Genomic DNA, 23,135 nt, shown 5'->3' with positions numbered 1-23,135 from the left:
CGATTACATCGAGATGTTCTACAACGTAAAACGCCGCCATGGTTTCAACAATCAGCTGTCACCGGTAGAGTTTGAAAAACGTTACGCAATGAGCTTGCAAGGTGTCTAGAGAATCCGGGGCGATTCAATCAACTTCATTTCGCTCATCAGCTTGCGCACCTTGAATCGCCCAATCTCTATGCCGTCCGCGCGCATCATGAGCATGATGCTTCGGCTGCCCGCCGCGCTGCGGCTTTGAGTGAACAGCTCGTTCACTCGGCTGCGTAAAACCAATCGCTCAACGTCCGGAGATCGGCGCTTGCGGCAGTGCGCGTAATAGCAAGACCGGGTGACTTCAAATACCGAGCACAACAGATCAACAGGCTCTTCAGAACGAAGTTGATCAATTAACGCGAACGCTCGTGCTCCTCGGCCATCAAGAGCGCGGTGGCCTTTTTTAAGATCGATTTTTCCCGTTCCAGCCGATTGATTCGGGCTTCTAATTCCTGGATTTTTTGCTGCTCGGGCGTCAGCGCCTTGCTGGTCGGAGTGACACCGCCTCGCTCTTGCTGGAGCTGGTTGACCCATCGACGCAGGGCCGACTCCACCAGCCCAAGTGAACGGGCGGCATCGATATGGCTATAGCCTTGGTCGAGCACCAGGCTGGCAGCTTCGCGCTTGAATTCTGGGGTAAAGGTACGACGTTGCTTGGTCATCAGACACCTCTCTATGGCGAGCATTTTCGCCTAAATGGGTGTCCGGAATCATTAGACCACTACAGCCTGAACTTAAATAAAGAGAGGCGCTACTCCAGTGTTTGCTTTGCCTTGGCCACGTGATTTTCCTTCATATGGCAAGCGGTGCTGCCACGCTGCGCAACACGCTGATATCGCTGGAGCAACGTTTGAGTGATCTTCATCACATACATTGCCTGACCAGGTATGCTCTCTACGGTTTTTACTTTGACGAGCTGTGTGATCAGAAAGGTGTTGGGGCAGTTTTCGCCGAACCAGCTTCACACCTCTGACTCAGATGCTTCCACAGTTAGCCGAACCGCCTCGCTGAACGCCCCATACAGCTGTCGTGATTCCTCAAGGCAGCGTTCCAGCGGAGCGGTGTCGAGTTTGCTGTCGAGCTTGTCGATGGGGCCGAGCATGCGCTTGTAGACCTCCTCTCCGGCGATTTGCAGGCTGTCGAGCCGCAGGCCGTTGATGGCGGTTTTCTGCGCGCGGATGGTGTCGATATCGGCCTGGATGGCCTCGTCGTACATCGAGAACACCTCTCGCAGCCGGCCGTCCAGGTGACTGCGGGCGTTGCCGCGCTGGTTGATCCCGCTGAAATACTCCAGCAGCGGAACGCCTTGATACATCAACTCTTCGCGCAGGGTGGAGCTGTACGCGCTGATGCCTGCCACCGCAATGCCCATGTCTTCCAGAATCTCGCGGACCTCGTCCATGACGTCCTCGATGTGGTCCATGGCCTTCAGGTCGGCCTTGGTCAGCACCACGTACACCGGACGCTGCTCGACACCGATCTCCTGGATGAAATGCAGGTCCGAGTCCGGCACCGTGCCGTTGACGTCCAGGCCGATCAACCACACGATCGCGTCGGACTGCCGGGCGAACTGGATGGCGGTGCGCTTGTCGCCATGACTGTGCTCGGCGGCCGTCAGCGGTGGGTTGTAGCCAGGGGTGTCGATGAGGCAGATGTGGCTGAAATGCTCGGGATGCATCCGCACGCCCACACACATGAAGGGCATCAGGCTCTTCAGGTCGAAGCTGAAGGAGTTGATGAAGGCATGAGAGATGCTTTGGTAGAAGTCTACCTCCAGCGGGATATGCCCGCCGTTCGCCGAATAGCCGCGGATCATCGGCGCTGGGGTCGCCAGCACGTAGCTGGGAATGGCGGTCACCGGCTGCATGCCGACCGGCAGGCGTACTTCGGGGTCCTGGATGAAGCTGTTGATGAACTCCGACTTGCCGCTGCTGAAGCCGCCGACGATCCCGACGATAGTGCGCTGGTGAACTTCCGGGAAGCCGACCAGCAGGGCCAGTTCCTGCTGTATCGATTGCAGCATCGTGACTGCCTTGGCTTCTGTCGCCAGGGATGATTCGCCGTCCGCGAACGCCATGTATTCGTTGCTCAGCAACGCCTTGAAGCGCACCAGCCCGGCATTGTCCCTGGGCCGGGCGGCGAGCAGCCTGGAGATGAGCTGAAAGCGCGTCCAGGTGTCGCCATGGCGTTGATGTAGTGCGTTAAATTCGTCGATCAACTGGGCGCGCTGCTGCTGTTCGTCCTCGAGGGTCCGTTGCAGGGCGTCATGTGCTTCCAGGCGATTTTGCAGGTCCTGGCGGGTGTGTTCCAGCGACTGCCGTGTGTCTTCGAGTGCCAGTCGGGTGTTGTCGAGCTCGGCGGCGGTAGCGGCCTGTCTTACGCTCAGGCGCTCGTGTTCGGTGCTCAGCGTGTCGAGCCGCTCCAGGGCGTCGTGGTGCTCCTGATTCAGCAACTCGTGCCGCCTGGTCGTCGCGTCGAGCGCCTCGACGCCGACCTGCAGTTCACTCCGGGTCTCTTCGAGGCTCAGTTCCACGGCCTGGCGCGCCTGTTCGAGGCTGTTGCGCTCCTGGACCAGTTGCGCATGCCGCGCCGACAACGTGTCGAAACGCAGCTTCGCCGTCTGTTGCGCCTGGAGATGCCGGGTATTGGCGTCCTTCAGGGAGCCTTTTGTCTCGTGCAGGGTATGTCGGGTGTCGTCCAGTTCGGCGCGGGTGCTGGCCTGGCGCTCGGTCAGTTTCGCATGGTCGGCCTGCAGCGACGCCAGGTGCCCGACGGTGTCCTGATGCTCACGGCTCAGGGCATCGTGCCGATCATCCGCCACCTGCAGGGACTCGACCACGGTGTTGTGCAATCGCTTACGATGGCGGATGAACCACTGGCCGAGCTTGTCCAACTGTTCCATCAGCGCCGGCGAAAAGAGTTCGGTCTTCATGCCGCTTCCAGCTCCCGGGCCATGCGTTGCAGGCGGTCCAGGGTCATGAGGGCGTTGTCGACCTGTTGTTCCAGTTGCTCCATGCGTTCGCGCATGTCCTGGAAGAATGCGGTGCCGTAGGAAGCCGGTAGCCTGTCGGGCACATCATCTGCGAACTCGCGGATTTGTGTCCGGGCCTGTCCCTTGAGTGCTTCCAGAAGAGCCTTTGCGTCCCGCAGGAACGTTCGCGCCTCGTCGTCCATCAGGACGCTTCCAGTGCCCCTGAGTTTGTTCAACTGCCGGGTGTCGAGTTCGAAAACGGGTAGTTTCAGACCCGCCGCCAGGGCTTTGGTAGTGCGGATGACCAGCGCCGGGTCGAGATCGTCGCCCAGGTGGCGCCTGGCAACTGCGGTAGAAGCCTTGTTCAGATCTTCCCGGAACTTCTTGGCGAGCGTTTTGCTCGTGCTCTTCAGGGTTCCGCCCAGGCCCTTGGCAAACTCTTCCAGACCCTCGCGGACCTGGAGCCAGTACAGCTTGAACTCGGTGTACTGGTGGGTTTCGGTACCGCCGCCCCAGATCCAGTTGGCGACTTTTGCCGCGGCGCTGTCGCGCACCCTTGTGACGTGTTTCGTCTCTTCTTCAGCCGAGTTTCCGACCTCCTTGAGCGTCGAGCGATAGGCGGCGTCGAGCTCCTTGGTGAGATCCCGCTTCAGGTTTTGGCAAAACTCCTCTGCGCAGTCGTCCAGGACGTTATCCAGATCATGGATGCCCACCTCCATCAAGCTGTCCAGCTTGCGCCGCTGGGCCTTGAGGCTATCGATGTCGGCGCTGCGCACTTCCTGGTACTTTGCCTGGGTGAAGTCCAGCAGGTCGGCGCGGAACGCTTCCAGGGCGGAGGCTTTGGCGCGGACGAGCTCTTCGCGACGGTCCTGGATGATCCGCGCTTTCTGCTCGCGGACTTCCTCCAGCACCGCGAGCAACGCCTCGGTATTGGCCAGCAGGTCGAGATTGCCCCGGCAGCGCTCGGCATGCTCGGGTGTGAAAAAGTCGGGGTAGTGGGTCCGCAGGTTTTCCCAGGCCTTGCACTCGCCGCTGTCCCAACCGTCCTGCTGCTCGAAGCGCACCGACAGGCTGCGGCAGATGCCCGAGGTATACAGGACCCGGCCGGCACCGCGCTCGATCAGGCTGTCGAAGGTCGCACCGATCTCCGGGTGCTGGACCTTCAAGCGTTGCAGGGTATCGACCATATGGGTGCCGAGGGTCCGGGTGATCTTGTCCAGGGCGCCCTGCAGGATTGGCTGGCGGGTGTCGCTGCCATACAGTTGGTTATCGACCTGGCTGGCGATCAGGACCAGCTCCTGCACGCCTTCCTTCTGGGTGATCCGGCTCATCATCTCGATGTCCTGCTCGCTGAGGAACTGGCCGGCAGGGCTGACGATGAACACCACGTCGCAGTGCTTGAGCAGGGCGGTGGTGCGCTCCTCGCGGGACTGGACCGGGTCGTTCAGGCCCGGTGTGTCGATGATGCGCAGGTTACGCAGCGAGTCCAGGGGCAGGAAGATGTCCACGCTCTTGGTCAGTGGCATGTACTCGCCACCGGCGCCCACATAATCGAGCAGCTGTCTGGCCAGCGCCTGAGCGTCGGCAGCCTGCAGGCGGGCTTCGCTGTCGAGGGCCGCGAGGTCGATGTTTAGTCCGCGAATGCGCTGCCACTGGTCATGGGCCGCGACCAGGGCATGTTCGCCCTGGAGGGCACGTTGCGCAGTTTTCTCGACGTCGGCATGGAACTGCTCGTCATCGACGCTGCGTCCGCTGCGCAGGCGGCGCTGCCTCAGGGTTTCGAACGCCTGGGCCTTTTCTTCGCGCAGGCGCTGCTCGTAGCGCAAGGCGCTTTGCTCGATGTTTTCCCGGTCGGCGGCGCTGTAGAACTGGACCTGCGCGCCGAAGGCATCATCGTAGGTCAGGGTGGTCAGCGCTGCGGTCATCGGTGTCGCCGCCTTGGGCAGGATCGAGTGCCCATCGAAGATCAGCGCATTGAGCAGCGAGGACTTGCCCGCCTTGACCCGGCCCACGACGCCTATCTGCAGCAGGCGATCTTCCTCGGCCAGTTGGTCGAAGGCCTTTTCCAGGGCTTCGGGACGGTCGATGGCGTGCTTTTGCAGCCACTGGGCGATGTCCTTTTCCAGTTCCGGGTTGTATTTCTCCATCCATTCATGGAGGCGCTGGCTCAGGTCCAGGAGGTGCTGTACGTTCATTGGCCCGGCTCGTAGAGGGCTTGCTTGGCGAGTTGCTGCAGTTGCTCACGGGCGCTGCTCAACAGCGCAATCTGATGCCCGGCAGCCTCTGCATCCTGGTTGCGGGTGGTGACCAGCTCGTCGATGAGCTTCTGCTTTTCACCGATCTCGTGGCCGAATTCCGCGCCGACCTGGGTCACCAGAACGTCCATCTGCTCGGCCAGCAGTGCCGGCAGCCGGTCCCGTAACTCGCGCTTGACCGACGGGATGATCTCGTTGGTCACTTTCTGGCGCAGTTGATCGCGCTGACGCCCTTCGTTGAAGAACGACAGGATCTGCGGAAGGAAGATGATGGCCAGCTCGATCAGCGGATTGACCACCGAGGTGGTGACCGCCAATACCGTGGCCAGGCCCTGGTAGCTCACCCTGGGCAGCGGGTTGCCTTCCTTCCAGCCGGTTTCCTGCTTCAGCCTTTCCAGTTCGTTGCCATTGCGCGCCGCCAGGGACTGGCTCCAGTGCCCCAGCGCCTCCCCGGTCTTCTGCAGGGACCGGTTGATCCTGCCTGTGAGTTGTTCCAGCCAGTTGGGGTCGTTGCTGAACTGCCCCATGCTCTTGCCCAGGTCGCCGACGGTTTGCGCAAAGTCGCTGACCACGGTGCGGCTGAGCAGGTCCATCTGTTCCTTGATGGTGCGGGTCATCGAGCCCCGAACGACTTCGGAGACGATCCGCGAAAATGCCTCCTGATTCCCCGCCAGGCCGGCATTGACCAGTTCCGACTGGGCGTTGTCGAGCTCGCGGCCGACCACGTCGAGGCAATTGGCGACGGCCCGGTCCAGCTGGCGGTCGCGCAGATCTTCCAGAATGCCGTCGCGCTTGCGTTCGATCTGGCGGACTCCACGGGTCAGTTCGCTCAGGGCATGTTCGTTTTCGGCCTGGTTCTTCTTCAGTGCGGTCAATGCCAGGTTGATCTGATTCAGCAGCCCGTGGGTCAGGTCCTTGAGGCGGTCCTCGAAGACCTGGCGGACGATTTCCTCGGGTTGCAGGCCGGCCAGCACTTCGCCCAGGCGCTTGTCGCCGTCGAGGCCGATGCGTACCAGGGGGCGGGTGTCGGCGAAGTTGAGGCTGATCTGCTCGTCGATAAGCTCGGCGACGTCCTGCACGTCATCGTCGGCGCGCAGGTTGACCTTGTTCAGCAGGAAGGTGAAATCCCGGCCATAGGTCTGCAGATCGTCCAACTGCCGCAGCATCGACTGGGTGATGTTGCCGTCCTCGACGCTGGTCACCACGATGAAGTGCACGCCGCGCGGCAGGTAATAGGCGATCGCCTTGTTGTGGTTGCCCAGGGAGGAGCCGAAGCCCGGCATGTCTACCAATACCAGCGAGGGCAGGGCCTTGAGGCGCGGGTTGTCGAGGTACAACTGGAGGTGGGTGAACTCGCCGGCCCGGGTCTTGATCGTGGCAAGGTCTTCGACGGCCAGGCGCTCGCTGCTGCCATCGGCGCGGACCGCCAGCAGATGAGGGGCGCTGGAGTAGCGCAACTCGGTGGCCAGCTCGGTCTCCGGCGCCAGGCCCACGCCTAGCACGTTCTCGCCAAGAAACGCATTGAGCAGGCTGCTTTTACCCGCGCTGTAGGCACCGATGACCGGTACCAGCAGTTCGGTGTGCTGGATGTCGTCCTGCAGCGTCGTCACCTCGTCGACTCGGATTGAGGTTTCGGCCAGCAGTGGCGGGATGGATTTCAGGTAGGCGAGGTAGGTGCGCTGGGTGCTCAGCATGGTCGACACGAATCCTTGCGTATATCAAATACGTTGATGAGCGCAGGGGAACGCAGCGGCTGCAGCCGGTCATGACGTGGGCCTCCCTGCGGTCTGGTTGCGATTGCGGCATTTTGCTATTGTCGGCGGCCTTGTGCCAGCACGAATACCGATCTTTCACGGATGAAGAGGATGGCGTCATGAACATGACCTGGGGGCTGTGTGGCCCGGATCACACGGGCAGCGAGCGACGGACCCGCACGCTCGATATCGGCGCGGCGGTTCGCGAGTACAACGAGCGGGCCGTGCCCGGCATGGGCGCTGTCTGGTACGCCAAGCAATTGCTGTTGGCGACCCTGGGTGTAGCCCTGGCCCAGGCCCTGCGCCGGCACGGAATGACGCACTCGAACATCGCCGTGGCCAATGCCGTCGAAGCCTTGGGCTGTTACTTCGCGCTCACCCATGACAACGGCCAGGGTGATAGCCGGGTGCGCGGCTCGGAGAAGCTGCGCGGCAAGGCCGGTTTCGACTTCAAGACCCTGTGCAAGCCCGGCTTCTATGTCAGCCAGCCGATGCGCATGGGCTCCGGCCAGGCCTTGCTGGCCCTTGGGCTGGTGCATGCCCAGGGCGAGCGCTTCAATGCCTTCGCCTGCACGGACTTCGGCCGTGAGTTCATCAATGCCAGCAGCGAGGATGACGGCGCGCTGCTGGAGACCCTGGTGCAATGGGCGCTGAGAGGCCGCGCGGTGGGTGACCTGAAGCCCGGTGTCCGGAAGCTGCTTTCACCGCTGCACGGGTTGCCCGCAGCCGCCTGTGCGCTGCTGTCGCGGCGTATCGACAGCGGTGCAGACGGGGGTGAACGCCGCGTCGCTATCCGTCGCTGGCTGGCCGCCCGTCACGCCGAGCCGGCGCAGGGGTTCGACTGGCGCCTGCGACCTGATGCCATCGACCCCGAGCACTGGAACGACCTGCACTACGGCGCGTTGTTCTTCCAGGTCCAGGATGCGGCCTACGATGTGCTCAACGCGCTGGAGCAGCATCTGGCAGTACTGAGCACGCTGCGCTTCAGGTTGGACAATGTCCTGCCCGAGCGTATCGCCACGCGCCTGGATCACCTGCGGCAACTGGCCCGCCTGTTCCTTGAAAACCCAATGGCGCAACGGACAATCACCGTGGCCGAGGCCTTCTGCCGCGAATGCGCGGACCCCGACGATGCGAGCCTGCTGACCCACCTGGTCCGCCGCGACGACCGGGTGTTGCGTCTGCGCGGCCGGGAGGTTGTGCCCGGCGCTGCATTCCTGCACCAGGGCGCGCCAATCGACGGCGACCGGGTGACCGACGAGGTTTCCGAGGTGCCAGCCCATGCAGCGCTGCCCGCCTGGATCTCCCACCGTGTTGAGCGCCTGCGGTGTCTGGACCTGGATCTCCAGGGCCTGGCGCAGGTCAGCACTTCAGCGAACCCGAGCACAGCCATCGAAGAGGTGAATCTATGAACCAGGTACCTGCTTCTCTCGTTCGGCACTTCGAGGTACCGGAGGGTTTCACCGGTCAGTTCGGCTGGCTGTGCGGCTTTTCCGCAGACGAGGGTTTCCTCAATGAGGCCCTTGAACGCTTCACCTACCAGCAGGCCAATCAGCGTGCCTATGCCGGGCAGACGCTTCTGGCGCTGATGCTGGACCCGCGTGCGGGCCAGATCGACCCCATCGGGGTGCCGGGCCTGCTGCACTTGCCGTGGGCCAACGGCAAGCTGCCGTTCAACCTGATGCACGCCAAGGTGGCGCTGCTGGCGTTTCGCAGCACGGACACCAGCGGTGCCTGGTGCCTGCGCCTGCTGGTGTCCACCGGTAACTGGACGCGACAGACCCTGGAACAGAGCCTCGACCTGGTCTGGTGCCTGGATTTGCACAGCGATGACCTGTCGTCGCCGTCCGACGCCACTCGGCAGGTGTGTGCGGACATCAGCAGCGCCTGGGGACTGCTGGGCTGGCTTCGCAGCCGTTACGACGGGCGGGCGCTGCAGGCTAATTCGGATACGAAAGACGTCGTAGAGCAACTGGACAAGTGTCTGCTCAAGCTGGTCAAGCCCTGTGCAGCCAACCTGACCCCGCGCTTCTTCGATAACCGCAACAAGTCCCTACTCGACCAGTTGTCAGCCAAGGTACTGCATGCCTCGGGCCGTGGCAGCGCGCGCAACTATTTGGCCATGGGCTCGGGTTTTTATGAATCGTCCCTGGCCGTCGAGCAGTCATCGGTCCCGCTGAGCATCGTCCGACGCCTGCGCGGTGAAGAGGGCGAGCCCCGTCTATTGACGACGAGCAGTTGCGTGGACCTTTTCGTCAACGAGGCGAGTTGTCAGGGCATCGCTGATGCCGTCCCAGGATTGAAGGCGGCAGGCATCAGCGTAAAACCTGCGGCCCAGCCGGCCTGGTTTGCTGAGCAGCCCCAGCGCACCTTGCACGCCAAGTTCATCTTCAGCGCCAGCGAGGTCGGCCACTCGGGAAAAACCGCCAGCCCGTGGCTTTACCTTGGCTCGGGCAACCTGACCCGACAGGGCTTCACCCTGCAGATGGGGCGCTTGAAGGGCAACCTGGAGGCCGGAGTGGTCTTCGCTCCTGAACCGATGAACTGGTATCCGGCGAAGACGGCTGTCGCCGACCCGCAAGCGATCGGCTATCGACTACCGATCCAACGGGAGCAGGAGTGTGTCCCCGAAAACCTGCGTCAGGGCCAGGACCTCGAAGTGGGCGATGAGGTATTCGCCGCGGCCCCTGTCGCCTATCTGGTCTGGCGGGATGCTGAGACGCCGGAGCACGGCTGGTTGAGCGCCGACGAGCTTGCGCAGCCGGCTTGCTCGCTGCTGGACACGTCGGAGCAGTCGTGTGCCTGGGTCGAGGGGCAGGGCTTCGTCTGGTCCGGGTCGCGACCGCGGCAGGTGCGGATGGCATGGCAGGACGCCGGGGCTACCCGTACTGCCGTGGTACCGGTACTCGACGGATTCGGCCGTTTGGCCGCCACCGGCTTGCCGGACATCAGCCTGGAGGATGCTTGGCTGCAGCTCGACGGATTCCCCCACACCCCCGGGGAAGACGAACTGCCCAATGCGTTCGATCCCTCCCAGGACTCGCCTGACCGGCAGGGCAGCCGAGCATCTGCGGGGGAGGCTGCGCGCTATCCGATCCGGCAGATGATGGAACTGATCGAAAGCATCGCCGCAAAACAGACGGCCCTGGAGCCTCGGGACTGGCCACTGTGGTGTGCCCGCCTGGAGCAGTCCCTCAGCCAGGCTGCCGGCTGCGAGCTGTTGCAGCAGTTCCTGGCCCTTGAGCTCAATCCTCTCCACGCGCTGCGCCAACCGGCATTCAGGCCAGGGTTTGCGGAAACGGCGGATGGGCCGGAAGGCCAGCGCTACGAGACGGCACTAAGCACCATCGAAGCTCATTGGAAGCTCGGCAGTGCATTTCCTCTGGGAGCTGCGATATGACACGGACGGATTTCAGCTGGGCGAAGGTTTCGGCGGCCCTGCGTAGGCGGGTGGCGGAGCAGGAGCAATTGGCGTGGGAAAAGGGTGAGGCGGCTGCGCACCTGAACAAGGGCCAGTGCGCCAGCGTGCTGGCGCTGGCCGAGCGCATCGGCGAACACGGTGTCGTGCTGGCCGACGAAGTGGGCATGGGCAAGACCCGTATCGCCGTCGAGCTAATTGGTGCGGTCAACGAGGCTGGAGGCCGTGCCGCAATCATCGCGCCGCCGGGACTGGGCTATCAGTGGCAGGACGAGTTGAAACGCGGCGGCGTCAGCGTGCCCCCCATGCTTCGCGGGTTGCTGGGTTATTTCGAAGCCTGGGGGGCCGCAGAGGCCAGCGAGCAGACCCCGTGGTTCGAGGTGCCAACCGTGCTGCTGTCCCATGCTTTCGCCAATTGGCGCCTTGGAGAGGGCACCCAGCGTTGGCGCAGGGAGCTGGTGCCCGAGGTGTTTGCGCAGTGGCGCAAGGCAACCGGAAGCCGGTATCCGAACGGTTATCTGCACTCGGGTAAATACGATAAGTGGGTCACCAATACCGCAGCCAGTATCGTCAACGCACTCAGGGACAATCCCCGCCAACCTGCCAGTGCCTGGTTGAGCGATGTCACTGCACAGCACCCCTGGCCCCACCCGGAGGTCTACACCGACTACGGCAACGGCAGCCTCTATCGAAGCTGGCTGGAGCAGACCGTCGGGATTGGCCTGGGCACGTTCGACTTGGTGGTGATCGACGAAGCCCATAAAGGTCGCGGCAGCGGCGGTGGCCTCAGCCGTTTGCTCGGCATGCTCTGCGGCGCGCCGGATTGCCGACGCCTGTGCCTGACCGCAACCCCCGTGGAATTGAACGTCCAGCAATGGCGGCAGACCTTCCAGCGGCTGGGGCTGGACGAGGCCGTGTGCGACCGGCTTCAGCCGGTGATCGACGACTTTGACCAGGCCATCCGTCACCTGCGCATCCATTGGCGTTCGAGTGACGCCGCACGGCATCGTTACGAGACCGCGGCCAGCGCCTTCCAGACCATGCTCCGTCCCTATCTGCTGCGCCGGGACAAGCGCGAAGACGCCGACGTCCTGCGCTTCACCGAACGCACCCGTGGGGAGAGCCATCGCAATACCCGCGAGCCGGTCAGCGTGGATGTTCAGCGCCTGGCGCTGCCCTGGCGCCAGGCGGTGTGCGCGACCGAGGCGCTCTCGGTGGCGTCGCGACTGGAGGAAAACGCCACGGCCAAGCGCCTGCGCTTGACCCTGGCCAACGGTCACGGGATCGCCGACCTGCTCGGGCAGATTGATGAACCTGTGGAACCGTCCGCATCGACGCCGGACCAGCCGCTCAATCCGCTCGATGAAAAGCGCCAGCAGCGCGTGCAATGGTGGTTGAAGAGCGCTGCCCAAGCGTTCCAGAGCCCTCATCACCTGTTCGAGCATCCGGCGATCCTGGCCACGATCAGCGCCATCGAAGCGGTGCACGAGCGCAAGGAGAAGGTCCTGGTGTTCGGGCGTTTCACCGCGCCCATGCGCGTCCTGGTACGCCTGCTCAACGCCCGGGAAATGCTGCGCAGGCTGGACGCCGGGGTGTACTGGCCGCAGAGCGTTATCCGCGCCGATGACACCGATGATCATTCCGAGTGGGCCGCGGTACAGGTTGCCCATCGCCAGTTGCAGTCGCCCCTGGACCTTGCCGCGATCCCTGAATTGCTGGCTCGCCAGTACAACAGCCAGGGCTCGCGCCGCGAGCAACTACGCCGACGCCTGCTGGAGTGGCTGGATGCGGGGCTGGGCGAACACGAGCAAGTGCCCCGGGCTATGTTCGGATGCCTCAGGGACGCCGAACTCAACAAGGACCTGGCTGACGCGGCCGAGAAGCATCCCGTGGCGCTGTTCACCCGGGCGATCCTCGACCTGACCGGCGATCCGGCCGGATCACCGACCCCCGAGCAAGTCTGCGCGGCCTTTCGTCAGTTGCTGGAGGCCGCCAGCGACAGGTACGCGGACGACAGCGACGTCGCCCAAGACGAAGTGGCCGTGCAATGGGAGCCGCTCCTCGCCCGCCTGCAGGATGAATATGCCCATCAAGAGGGTGGCTTCGCCCGCTTGATGTATGGCGGCACCGAGCAGTCCACCCGCCGGCTGTTGCAGATGGCCTTCAATCGTTCCGACAGCTTCCCTCGGGTGTTGGTGGCCCAGTCCGCCGTCGGTCGCGAAGGTCTCAACCTGCACCTGGCCTGCCGCACCGTGATCCTCATGCACCCAGAATGGAACCCCGGTGTGGTTGAGCAGCAGATAGGCCGGGTTGACCGGGTGGGCAGTCACTGGAGTCGCCAACTGGACGAAGAATTGGAGCGAGATGTTCCAGCGGCGGAGCTACCACGCATTGATGTGCATCCGGTGATCTTTCGAGGGACCTACGATGAATATAACTGGCAGGTTTTATTGGAGCGTTGGGATGACCTGCGTGCTCAGTTACATGGCGAGGTGATCCCTGCACGAGAGGCTGAGGGAGATTTGGAGTATGAGAAGGTGTTGGCGAATTTGCAGGCTAGCGCGCCATGCTTTTCTCCGTTGCGGCGATGAATGCAGACTGTCATCGCGATGGTGTGCTGGTCAGGATATTGCCCAGACGCTTGGCAGTTTGCGAGCCGCCTCTACAGGACAACAATGACGGCTGGGGGCATCCTTTTCGAACCATCCAAAGCATGCCCTCAAATATGCCCCAAATGTAGCAATTAGCTGGAAGTAAATGGCTCTTCGAGGCTAGGAAAAGGCAGAAATGATCAGCTAACAAGCATGCGCTAAGCCCCTAAAGACTCTCAGGATCCCCAAAAAACATCTGAATCCGCGACCGCAACCACCGCTCCCCCGGATCATTGTCCTGCGACCCGCGCCACGCCATATGCAGCTCGAAGCTCTGCACCTCCAGCGGCGGGTCTTCGGCGCGCAGGCCGCCGGCGGCGGTCAGCTGCTCGGCGGTGTAGTCCGGCACCGTGGCGAGGATGTCGGTGCCGGTCAGCAGGCTGCCCAGGCCGTTGAACTGCGGCACGGCCAGCACCACATGGCGCTTGCGCCCCAGCTTCTCGAGAATCTCGTCCATGAACCCGCTCAGGTCGCCGGCAAACGACACCAGGGCATGCGGGCGTGCGCAGAACTCATCCAGGCTGAGGCTGCCCGGCTTGCTGTCGGCACGCAGCACCTTGGGCCTGCTGCGACGCAGCACCTTGCGCTTGGCGTTGGCCGGCAGGTCGCTGGTCCAGCTCACGCCCACCGAGATTTCACCCGACGCCAGCAGCGAGGGCATCAGCAGGTAGTTGACCCGGCGCACCACCAGCACGATGCCCGGCGCCTCGGCGCGCACACGTTTGAGCAGTTGCGGCAGCAAGGCGAACTCGGCGTCGTCGGAGAGGCCGATGCGAAACACCGCCGTGCTGGTGGCCGGGTCGAAGTCGGCAGCGCGGCTTACCGCCGTGGAGATGGAGTCCAGCGCGGGGGAGAGCAGGGCGAAGATCTCCACCGCCCGCGCCGAGGGCTCCATGCTGCGCCCGGTACGCACGAACAGCGGGTCGTCGAACAGGCTGCGCAGGCGCGACAGCGCCGCACTGATGGCCGGCTGGCCGAGGAACAGTTTTTCCGCGGCGCGGGTGACGCTGCGCTCGTGCATCAAGGTCTCGAACACGATCAGCAGGTTCAGGTCGACGCGACGCAAGTCGTTACGGTTCATCGGCTTCGCTTCATAGGTCTGGTCGGGGCAGGGGTGAATCTTAAGGGCAAAGACGGTACCCTGCACCGCATAAATTGCGCAGCAGGCGCTATCACCAATCAATGACAGGCATGTTGACTATTAATGGCCACTGATGGTCTAACCGCTATAGCCCCGATAGAGTTGCGGGTATTAGAGGTTCACTAGGCGAGGTTTGCGATGTCCCGCATGATCCGTTTTCACAAATTCGGCCAGGCCGAGGTGCTCAAGTGCGAGGACGTGGCCACGCCGCAACCGGCTGCCGGTGAAGTACAGGTGCGGGTGCAGGCTATCGGCATCAGTTGGTACGACGTGCTGTGGCGGCAGAACCTGGCGCCGTCCCATGCGCGCCTGCCAGCCGGCATCGGCCACGAAATGGCCGGTGTGGTGACCGCCCTCGGCGCCGGCGTCGACGACCTGGCCATCGGCGACAAGGTCGCCAGCTTTCCGGCCACCAGCCCCAACGAGCACCCGGTGTATGGCGAGGTCATCGTGCTGCCGCGTAATGCACTGACCCGCTACCCCGATATCCTCAGCCCGATCGAGGCCAGCGTGCACTACACGCCGCTGCTGATCGCCTATTTCGCCTATGTCGACCTGGCGCGGGCCAAGGCCGGGCAGACCGCCCTGGTCACCGACGCCAGCCACTGCGCCGGGCCGGCCTTCGTGCAGTTGGGCAAGGCCCTGGGCCTGAAGGTGATCGCCGCCACCAAGGACAGCGCCGAGCGCGACAACCTGCTCAAGCTGGGGGCAGAGAAGGTCATCGTGACCGAAGAGCAGGACCTGCTCATGCAGATCAACAAGTACACCGACAACCGTGGCGTGGACATGGTGCTCGATGGCCTGGGCGGCCCGCAGATGTCATTGCTGGGCGATGTGCTGGCGCCACGCGGCAGCCTGGTGCTGTACGGCCTGCAGGGCGGCAACCAGACGCCATTCCCGGCCTGTGCGGCGTTCCAGAAGAACATCCAGTTCTTCGTGCACTGCGTGAGCAACTTCACCGGCAAGCCGGAGCTGGGCATCACCCAGGACCAGGTGGCGCTGCAGCGCGCACTGCGCGATATCAACCAGTTCACCGCCGACCGCCAGGTATTGCCACACATCATCAAGGCCTACCCGTTCGACGAAGTCGTTGCCGCACACCGCCACATGGACGAGTGCCCGTGTGGAGGCCGCGTGGTACTGGTGCTGCCTGACGCCTGACAGGCTGCGCGACACGCCAAGCCCGAGCCGAGTCTCGGGCTTTTTTGTGGAAATTTCTTATTAAAGTTTCAGATGTTTCCTATTTAACTTGTGCGGACTAAGTACGGCGCTTGCGTTATGTTGTGGGCGTGGGAATAAAGACTTTCCGGTGTCCGTAAAATTACATCTTCGCGTGGAAGGGCTGCTGTTTCCTATGGGCGTCGGGCACTGTCGTGCCTAAGGCGGCGCTGTTCATCCAACCATCAATCATCTCAAGGAGCGAGATATGGTGTGCCAGCTGTACTGTTCATGGAGGTGGGGCCCTCGCACGCAACGCGCCGGGGGGCGCTGTCCGGGGCAAGGGTGGTCATCGGGCGATGCTGTTTCGACCTGAGTCGGAATAATCGTAGGAAGTTGTAAGAAACATCCTAAGACCATCATTCTTTTTTTAATTCACTTTGCCGTTGTTACGCAACGATGTCCTGTTACCCGCATCGGGTAACTTCCGGCTGCCGGCAGTCGTTATCGAATCAGGTATACACCATGAGTACCCTCCACGATCAAGCCATGACTCACATTTACCAGCAGGTCTTGCAGCGACTGCTCGAGTGCCTTACCCAGGGCCAGCGCGCGTCGCTGCAATTGCTTATCCAGCGCATGCTGGTGGCCGCCGGCGGGATCGAGCGCATAGGCGACTTCAAGGTGATGCTGGCCCATGGCGGCGGCAAGGACAGCTCCTTCGCCCTGGCGTTTCTGCGCGCCGCGCAGTTGAGCATTGCGGCGCGTGCGCCGGCCACCTTCGAGCTGCGCGTGGTCACCGCCCGCCATGTGGGCATGTCGACGGCGGTGATCGAGAACATCGAGCGTGGCTACTCGGCGCTGGTGCTGCATGACGACCTGCGGGTCGAGCTGCTGGTGCTGGACGACGGCGGCCTCCAGCACTTCGATGCACTCAAGCCGCTGTCGCCGCGTCAGCAGCAGGTCGAGCGCTTCGACACCCTGGTTGCCGGGCACCTGACCGCCGGCCAGGTGCGGCCGATGTTCTGCAATCGCTTCTACCTGGCGCTGGCCGAACTCTACCGCCAGGGCATGGGCTGGGAGGGCGGGGTGGACGCATTGATCAACGCCGACCCGATGCCCGAGCGCAAACGCTACCTGGCGTGGGGCCGCCGCATGATGCGCGAGGCCGGGTTGAGCAGTGCAAGGCCGGCCCACTCACACCCTGGCGCCCTGTTGCAGGGCCTTGGCCAACTGCGCCGCATCTACCTCAACGAGGTGCTGGGGCTGCCAGCCGAGCCCCTTCGGCAGGTCCCGGGCCCCCGCCGTATCCCGCGCTTCATCGACATCGCCGACCTGCTGCAGGACAGCCAGCAGGGGCAGAGCGTGCTGCTGCTCGAATTTCTCAGGTTTCGCTATGACGAGCTGGCCCTGGGGTTCAGCCAGTCGGCCTGTGCCAACCCGTTGCTGATGGCACACCTTGCCGGGCTGCGCGCGCAGTGGGTGCAGGGGCAGGACTATGCGCTGGGCATTGCCGAGCACCTGCAGCAGGTCAAGGCCCAGCTGCGGCGCAAACCGGTGCCGGCGGCGCTGCAGGCACTGGCCATGGAAACCTGGCAAGACCGCGAGCGCCACGGCCAGCGCCGCCGCCTGGCAGACGACTTCGCCCTGCAGGGCTACAACCTGAACGAAGAACAGCTGGCCTGCCTGCTGTTCGCGCCCTTCGTCGACCGCGGGCGCAACCTGGAGCGCTTCGTACAGGCGCGGCACCCCGGCATGCAGGCGGCGCTGCCCTACCTGCACAAGGCACTCAAGGGCGTACCCTCGCCACAGCCCATGGTGCAATGGCTGGAGGATATCAGCGGCTTGCCCCTGAGCACGCTGCAGATGCTCTACCAGCGCGAAAGCGAAGCGGCCACCGGTGGACGTTCGCTGCTGGCGCGGGCCCGCGACAGCGATCCGGGCCGGTTGCGCCATTGATCCGCTGAGGTTGCCAAGCTCGCCTGTCTGTATGTATAACCAGTGGATTCCTTCTGCTGGTTACCCGCTCCGTGATCGCCCATTCCGTCGCCGACCCGTTCTATTACCTGTGCAACTTTCAGCAGGTACTGGCCTGGGTGCAACTGCGCTACGCCGACCTGCTCGATGAACACGAACACGCCTTCATTCAACAGTTCGCGACGCTGGGCCAGGCCTCCCAGGCCCTGCTGGTACGCATGGTGATGCGCAAGGGTGTGATGTTTCGCGCCAGCAAGCTGACCTACCTGGAAATCGGCGCAATCGAGCCTGCCGCCGCGCCGCTGGTGGCGCTGGGCTGGCTCGACGACCAGCCGAGCCTGGGCCTGGACCACCTGTTCCAGTTGCTGCGCAAGGACGAAATCGCCCGCTGTTTCGCCGACGTGCTGGAGCGCCCGCGGGCTGCCAAGGGCGAACTGCTCGAACAGTTGTCGGCGCTGTATGCCGAGGCCAGGCCCCTGCGTCAGTGGTGGCCCGAATTCGACGAACCGGTGTACGTGCTGCACCTGCAGGCGCTGTGCGATCGTCTGCGTCTGCTGTTTTTCGGCAACCTGCACCAGGACTGGTCGGAGTTCGTGCTCGCCGACCTTGGCCTGCTGCGCTACGAGCAGGTCGCGTTCGGCGAGGATTCCCGGGCGCTGCGCGAGCGCGCCGATATCGACCTGTGCCTGGCCCTGCACACCTGTGCCGAGCAGCTCGAGGCCGGGCAGCCGGTCGAGCAGGTGCTGGCACTGCTGGACGGCCTGCAGCCGAGCAACCCGTGGCTGGAACGGCGCCGCGCCAGGTTGCTGTTCCAGCTTGGCCAGCATTGCGAGCGCAGCGGCGACTGGGCCCAGGCCCTGAACATCTACCCCCGCAGCAACCACCCTCAGGCACGCATCCGGCATATCCGCGTGCTGGAGCGCAGCGCCGATCATGCCGCCGCCCTGGAGCTTGCCAGCGTAGTGGGCGCCAAACCGGCCAACGCGCTGGAGGTCCAGGCGCTGGCGCGCATCTTGCCCCGCCTGCAGCGCAAGCTGGGCGGCCCGCCACAGCGTCGGCGCGCCCCGGCAGCGATCAGCCGGCTGGACCTGTGCCTGCCTGTCGATCTGTCGACGCTTGGCGTGGAGCAGGCGGTGCAGGTGCACCTGGCGGCCGATGACGGGCCGGTGCACTACGTCGAGAACACCCTGTTCAACAGCCTGTTCGGGCTGCTGTGCTGGGAAGCCATCTTCGCGCCCGTGCCCGGCGCGTTCTTCCACCCGTTCCAGAGCGGCCCGCTGGACCTGCACGATGCCGGCTTCCAGGCGCGCCGCGCCGAGCATTTTGCCGCCTGCCTGGGGCAGCTGGACGATGAGCGCTACCGCCACACCATCCTGGCCAACTACCAGGCCAAGCACGGCCTGCAATCACCCTTCGTGTACTGGGAACTGCTGGATGCCACGCTGTTGCAGCAGGCCCTGGACTGCCTGCCGGCGGCGCACCTCAAGCGCTGCTTCGAGCGCCTGCTGGAGGATATCCAGGCCAACCGCGCCGGCATGCCGGACCTGATCCAGTTCTGGCCCGGGCAACGGCGCTACCGCATGATCGAAGTGAAGGGCCCGGGCGATCGCCTGCAGGACAACCAGCTGCGCTGGATCGCCTTCTGCACCGAGCACGGCCTGCCCGTCGAGGTGTGCCACGTGCAGTGGGCACAGCCGGCAGCATGAGCTACAAGGTAGCGGTGCGTGCGCTGTGCGAGTTCACCGCCAAGGTCGGTGACCTGGACCTGCGCTTCACCCCGTCGCCCTCGGCCCAGGAGGGCATCACCGGCCACCGCACGGTGGTCACGCGCCGGGGTCGGGGCTATGAGTCGGAGGTGGCGCTGGAGGGGCAGTTCGAGCAGTTGCAGGTACGCGGGCGCGCCGACGGCTACAACCCGGCGCTCAACCGCCTGGAAGAGATCAAGACCTACCGCGGCGACCTGGCCAGCCAGCCCGACAACCACCGCCAACTGCACTGGGCACAGGCCAGGGTGTATGGCTGGCTGCTGTGCCAGCAGCGAGAACTGGCCGAGGTGAACCTGGCGCTGGTGTACCTGGACGTGGACAGCGACCGAGAAACCCTGGTGGAGGCCCGCCATACCGCCGCCGAACTCGAGCAGTTCTTCATCGCCCAGTGCACGCTGTTCCTGCGCTGGGCCCAGCAGCAGATGCAACGCCAGGCCTTGCGCAACAGCGGCCTGCAGGCGCTCGCGTTCCCCCACGCCAGCTTTCGTATCGGGCAGCGCGAGCTGGCCGAAACCGTGTACAAGGCGGTAAGCACCGGCCGCTGCCTGATGGCCCAGGCCACCACCGGCATCGGCAAGACGCTGGGCACGCTGTTCCCGTTGCTCAAGGCGATGGTGCCGCAGCAACTGGACAAGGTGCTGTTCCTGACCGCCAAGACGCCGGGGCGGGCGCTGGCGCTGGAGGCCGTGCAGCGGGTCATGCACAGCAGCCCCGAGCTGGCCTTGCGTAGCCTGGAACTGGTGGCACGGGAAAAGGCCTGCGAGTTTCCCGGCACCGCCTGCCACGGCGAAGCCTGCCCGTTGGCCAAGGGTTTCTACGACCGCTTGCCCGCCGCCCGCCAGGCCGCCGCGCAGCAGCCGGTGCTGGACCAGGCCCGCCTGCGCGAGGTAGCCCTGGCGCACCAGGTGTGCCCGTACTACCTGGGGCAGGAGATGGCGCGCTGGGTGGATGTGCTGGTGGGCGACTACAACTACTACTTCGACCAGAGCGCCTTGCTGTTCGGCCTGGCCCAGCTCGACCAGTGGCGGGTGGCGGTGCTGGTGGACGAGGCGCACAACCTGGTGGAGCGTGCACGCCAGATGTACAGCGTGAGCCTCGATCAATGGCAATTGAAGGCCCTGCGGCGTGATCCCCCGGCAGGCATGGCCAATGCCTTGCAGCGCCTTGACCGGGCCTGGAACGCCGTGCACAAGGACCAGGACGTTCCCTACCGCGCCACCGGCCAGTTGCCCGAGGCCTTTCTCAAGGCGCTGCAGCGTTTTGTCAGCCATGTGCAGGACAGCATGAACCAGCAGCCTGCCGGCGTCGAAGGGCCGCTGTTGCAGCTCTTCTTTCAGGCTTCGCAGTTCCTGCGCCTGTGCGAGGTGTTCGACGAGCATTTCGTGTTCGACATCAGCAAGCGCGACGGCCCGGGCCGGCGCAGCCTGTCCACCCTGTGCCTGCGCAACGTGGTGCCGGCGCCGCTGATCGGCCCGCGCATGGCCGCTGCGCGCAGCGTCACGCTGTTTTCCGCCACCCTCAGCCCACGCCATTACTACGCCGACCTGCTCGGTCTGCCGGCCGACACCGCGTGGCTGGATGTGGCCTCGCCGTTTGCCGCCGAGCAGTTGCAGGTGCGCGTGATCAGCAGCGTGTCGACGCGTTTCCAGCACCGGCAGGCGTCACTGGCGCCGATCGTGGAACTGATCGCCGAGCAGTACCGCCTCCAGCCGGGCAACTACCTGGCGTTCTTCAGCAGCTTCGACTACCAGCAGCAGGTGGCGCGGCTGCTGGCCGAGCGCTACCCGCACATCGTGCAATGGTCGCAGTCGCCCGGCATGGACGAGGCGCAGCGCAAGGGCTTTCTCGAACGCTTTGTCGAAGACGGGCAGGGCGTGGGCTTCGCCGTGCTGGGCGGGGCGTTCGGCGAAGGGGTCGACCTGCCGGGCACCCGGCTGATCGGCGCCTTCGTTGCCACCCTGGGGCTGCCCCAGGTCAACCCGGTGAACGAACAGCTCAAGCTGCGCATGGGCGCTCTGTTCGACGCGGGCTTCGACTACACCTACCTGTACCCCGGCGTGCAGAAGGTGATCCAGGCGGCCGGGCGGGTGATACGTGGCACTGAAGATCGCGGTGTGGTCATGCTGATCGACGACCGTTTTGCCGAGCCCCGGGTGCAGCGGATGTTTCCCGGCTGGTGGGCACCGCAGTACAAATAGTCGCGGCGGGCGGGATCGCCGCCGTCGCGTTGTGGTCGAAGTGCCAGTAAACTGCGTATTTTCATCACCCTGTACATCTTTACTTGAGGTTTTGCATGAAGCTCAGTCCCTTGGCGGGTAAACCGGCGCCAGCCTCCGTGCTGGTCGATATCCCCCAGCTGCTGACCGCGTACTACACCGGCCAGCCCGATGCAGGCGTCGCCACCCAGCGCGTTGCCTTTGGCACGTCGGGGCACCGCGGCAGCTCCGTGGACCTGGGCTTCAACGAAGCGCACGTGCTCGCCATCAGCCAGGCCATCTGCCTGTACCGCAAGGCGCAGGGCATCGACGGGCCGCTGTTCATCGGCATCGACACCCATGCGCTGTCGACCCCGGCGGCGGCTACCGCACTGGAGGTGCTGGCAGCCAACGGCGTCGAGGTGATGCTGGCCAAGGATGACGAGTACACCCCGACCCCGGCCATCTCCCACGCCATCATCTGCTACAACCGTGGCCGCAGCCGTGGCCTGGCCGACGGCATCGTGATCACCCCGTCGCACAACCCGCCGCAAAGTGGCGGCTTCAAGTACAACCCGCCCAATGGCGGCCCGGCCGACAGCGACGTGACCAAGTGGATCGAGGCCAAGGCCAACCAACTGCTGGCCGACGGCCTCAAGGGCGTGCAGCGCATGGGCCATGCACAGGCCCTCAAGGCCAGCACCACGCACCGTCACGACTACCTGGGCAGTTACGTCAGCGACTGGTCAATGTGATTGATTTCGATGTGATTCGTGGTGCGGGCCTGCGCCTGGGTGTCGACCCGCTGGGCGGCGCCGGGGTGCGTTACTGGTCGGCGATTGCCGAGCACTACAAGCTCGACCTGGACGTGGTCAACACCGAGGTCGACCCCACGTTCCGCTTCATGTGCGTGGACTGGGACGGCCAGATCCGCATGGACCCGTCCTCGCCTTACGCCATGCAGGGCCTGATCGGCCTGCGCGATCGGTTCGACGTGGCGTTCGGCTGCGACCCCGACCATGACCGCCACGGCATCGTCACCCCGTCAGGCGGCCTGCTGGCGCCGAACAACTACCTGGCGGTGTCCATCGACTACCTGTTCCAGAACCGCCCGCAATGGCGCGCCGATGCGGCCGTGGGCAAGACCGTGGTCAGCAGCGGCATGATCGACCGCGTGGCGGCACGCCTGGGGCGTCGCCTGTACGAAGTGCCGGTGGGCTTCAAGTATTTCGCCGATGGCCTGTTCGACGGTTCGCTGGGCTTTGGCGGGGAGGAGAGCGCCGGCGCCTCGTTCCTGCGCAAGGACGGCACGGTGTGGAGCACCGACAAGGACGGCCTGATCCCGTCGCTGCTGGCGGCAGAGATGACCGCCCGTACCGGGCGCGACCCAAGCCAGGCATACGAGGCGCTGACCGAGGCGCTGGGCAGGCCGTTCTCCACCCGGGTGGATGCCAAGGCCACGCCGCAGCAGAAGGCCCAGTTGGGCAAGCTGTCGCCGCAGCAGGTCAAGTCGACCACGCTGGCGGGCGAGCCGATCGAGCAGATTCTCAGCCATGCGCCGGGCAACGACCAGGCGATTGGCGGCTTGAAGGTGATGACGGCCAACGGCTGGTTCGCGGCGCGGCCGTCGGGCACCGAAGACATCTACAAGATCTATGCGGAGAGCTTCGTCGACGATGCGCACCTGCAGCGCCTGGTGGGTGAGGCGCAGGAGCTGGTGGACGCGGCCATCGCCTAAAAGCTTCGCGGGTCAAGCCCGCTCCCACAAGGTTTTGCGGCGTTCGCAAACCCTGTGGGAGCGGGCTTGACCCGCGAT

The 23,135-nt window shown here is 64.3% G+C and carries 12 protein-coding genes and 2 pseudogenes; 9 read left to right on the top strand and 5 right to left on the bottom strand.

The window, feature by feature from the left end:
* On the top strand, positions 1-109 hold a 109-nt coding region (locus tag MF6396_RS28520; RefSeq protein WP_146427598.1), incomplete at its 5' end, for an IS3 family transposase.
* A 17-nt stretch (positions 110-126) separates the two neighbouring features.
* On the opposite strand, the pseudogene MF6396_RS28270 reads toward MF6396_RS28520, so the two are convergent.
* From MF6396_RS28270 to MF6396_RS24030, 4 genes and pseudogenes are all read right to left on the bottom strand, one after another.
* Positions 127-695: pseudogene (locus MF6396_RS28270) on the bottom strand (transposase); the annotation flags it as partial.
* 299 nt (positions 696-994) lie between these two features.
* The gene (locus tag MF6396_RS24040) at positions 995-2,965 is read right to left on the bottom strand and encodes a dynamin family protein (RefSeq protein ID WP_058540299.1); all 1,971 of its coding nucleotides are present in this window, start codon (positions 2,963-2,965) and stop codon (positions 995-997) included.
* On the bottom strand, positions 2,962-5,199 hold the full coding sequence (locus tag MF6396_RS24035) for a dynamin family protein (RefSeq protein ID WP_058540298.1): 2,238 nt from the start codon (positions 5,197-5,199) through the stop codon (positions 2,962-2,964). Before MF6396_RS24035 ends, MF6396_RS24040 begins: the two co-directional genes overlap by 4 nt.
* A complete protein-coding gene (locus tag MF6396_RS24030; RefSeq protein ID WP_058540297.1) occupies positions 5,196-6,953 on the bottom strand; it encodes a dynamin family protein in 1,758 nt (585 codons plus the stop codon). Before MF6396_RS24030 ends, MF6396_RS24035 begins: the two co-directional genes overlap by 4 nt.
* A 179-nt stretch (positions 6,954-7,132) precedes the next feature.
* Between MF6396_RS24030 and MF6396_RS24025 the strand changes: the two genes are divergently transcribed.
* The 3 genes from MF6396_RS24025 to MF6396_RS24015 are packed head-to-tail and all read left to right on the top strand — an operon-like array spanning position 7,133 to position 13,022.
* Positions 7,133-8,425: a hypothetical protein gene (locus MF6396_RS24025; RefSeq protein WP_058540296.1), complete on the top strand. Its 1,293-nt coding sequence runs from the start codon at positions 7,133-7,135 to the stop codon at positions 8,423-8,425.
* On the top strand, positions 8,422-10,413 hold the full coding sequence (locus MF6396_RS24020) for a hypothetical protein (RefSeq protein WP_058540295.1): 1,992 nt from the start codon (positions 8,422-8,424) through the stop codon (positions 10,411-10,413). Before MF6396_RS24025 ends, MF6396_RS24020 begins: the two co-directional genes overlap by 4 nt.
* A complete protein-coding gene (locus MF6396_RS24015; RefSeq protein WP_078481721.1) occupies positions 10,410-13,022 on the top strand; it encodes a helicase-related protein in 2,613 nt (870 codons plus the stop codon). Before MF6396_RS24020 ends, MF6396_RS24015 begins: the two co-directional genes overlap by 4 nt.
* Before the next feature lie 226 nt (positions 13,023-13,248).
* On the opposite strand, the gene MF6396_RS24010 is transcribed toward MF6396_RS24015, so the two are convergent.
* On the bottom strand, positions 13,249-14,163 hold the full coding sequence (locus tag MF6396_RS24010) for a LysR family transcriptional regulator (RefSeq protein ID WP_058540294.1): 915 nt from the start codon (positions 14,161-14,163) through the stop codon (positions 13,249-13,251).
* 198 nt (positions 14,164-14,361) lie between these two features.
* On the opposite strand from MF6396_RS24010, the gene MF6396_RS24005 reads away from it, so the two are divergent.
* The 5 genes and pseudogenes from MF6396_RS24005 (at position 14,362) to pgm (ending at position 23,057) form a co-directional block, all read left to right on the top strand.
* Entirely contained in the window at positions 14,362-15,384 is a 1,023-nt protein-coding gene (locus tag MF6396_RS24005) for a zinc-dependent alcohol dehydrogenase family protein (RefSeq protein ID WP_043863985.1), read from the top strand.
* Between the two features lie 546 nt (positions 15,385-15,930).
* A complete protein-coding gene (locus tag MF6396_RS24000; protein ID WP_078481720.1) occupies positions 15,931-17,340 on the top strand; it encodes a hypothetical protein in 1,410 nt (469 codons plus the stop codon).
* Positions 17,341-17,411: 71 nt separating this feature from the next.
* Positions 17,412-19,064, top strand: a complete 1,653-nt coding sequence (locus tag MF6396_RS23995; RefSeq protein ID WP_078481719.1) for a VRR-NUC domain-containing protein — start codon at positions 17,412-17,414, stop codon at positions 19,062-19,064.
* On the top strand, positions 19,061-21,322 hold the full coding sequence (locus MF6396_RS23990) for an ATP-dependent DNA helicase (protein WP_054914388.1): 2,262 nt from the start codon (positions 19,061-19,063) through the stop codon (positions 21,320-21,322). Before MF6396_RS23995 ends, MF6396_RS23990 begins: the two co-directional genes overlap by 4 nt.
* Positions 21,323-21,417: 95 nt before the next feature.
* Positions 21,418-23,057: pseudogene (gene pgm, locus MF6396_RS23985) on the top strand (phosphoglucomutase (alpha-D-glucose-1,6-bisphosphate-dependent)).
* The last annotated feature ends 78 nt before the right edge of the window (positions 23,058-23,135 follow it).

The organism is Pseudomonas sp. MF6396 (assembly GCF_002018915.1).
GTDB lineage: Bacteria > Pseudomonadota > Gammaproteobacteria > Pseudomonadales > Pseudomonadaceae > Aquipseudomonas > Aquipseudomonas palmensis.
The sequence above is the reverse complement of the archived record's forward strand: the minus strand, read 5'-3'. Positions and strand labels throughout refer to the sequence as shown.

Excerpts from the sequence above, each read along its gene's own strand:
- MF6396_RS24040 (WP_058540299.1), bottom strand. The coding sequence starts at position 2,965 with ATGAAGACCGAACTCTTTTCGCCGGCGCTGATGGAACAGTTGGACAAG.
- MF6396_RS24035 (WP_058540298.1), bottom strand. The coding sequence starts at position 5,199 with ATGAACGTACAGCACCTCCTGGACCTGAGCCAGCGCCTCCATGAATGG.
- MF6396_RS24030 (WP_058540297.1), bottom strand. The coding sequence starts at position 6,953 with ATGCTGAGCACCCAGCGCACCTACCTCGCCTACCTGAAATCCATCCCG.
- MF6396_RS24025 (WP_058540296.1), top strand. The coding sequence starts at position 7,133 with ATGAACATGACCTGGGGGCTGTGTGGCCCGGATCACACGGGCAGCGAG.
- MF6396_RS24020 (WP_058540295.1), top strand. The coding sequence starts at position 8,422 with ATGAACCAGGTACCTGCTTCTCTCGTTCGGCACTTCGAGGTACCGGAG.
- MF6396_RS24015 (WP_078481721.1), top strand. The coding sequence starts at position 10,410 with ATGACACGGACGGATTTCAGCTGGGCGAAGGTTTCGGCGGCCCTGCGT.
- MF6396_RS24010 (WP_058540294.1), bottom strand. The coding sequence starts at position 14,163 with ATGAACCGTAACGACTTGCGTCGCGTCGACCTGAACCTGCTGATCGTG.
- MF6396_RS24005 (WP_043863985.1), top strand. The coding sequence starts at position 14,362 with ATGTCCCGCATGATCCGTTTTCACAAATTCGGCCAGGCCGAGGTGCTC.
- MF6396_RS24000 (WP_078481720.1), top strand. The coding sequence starts at position 15,931 with ATGACTCACATTTACCAGCAGGTCTTGCAGCGACTGCTCGAGTGCCTT.
- MF6396_RS23990 (WP_054914388.1), top strand. The coding sequence starts at position 19,061 with ATGAGCTACAAGGTAGCGGTGCGTGCGCTGTGCGAGTTCACCGCCAAG.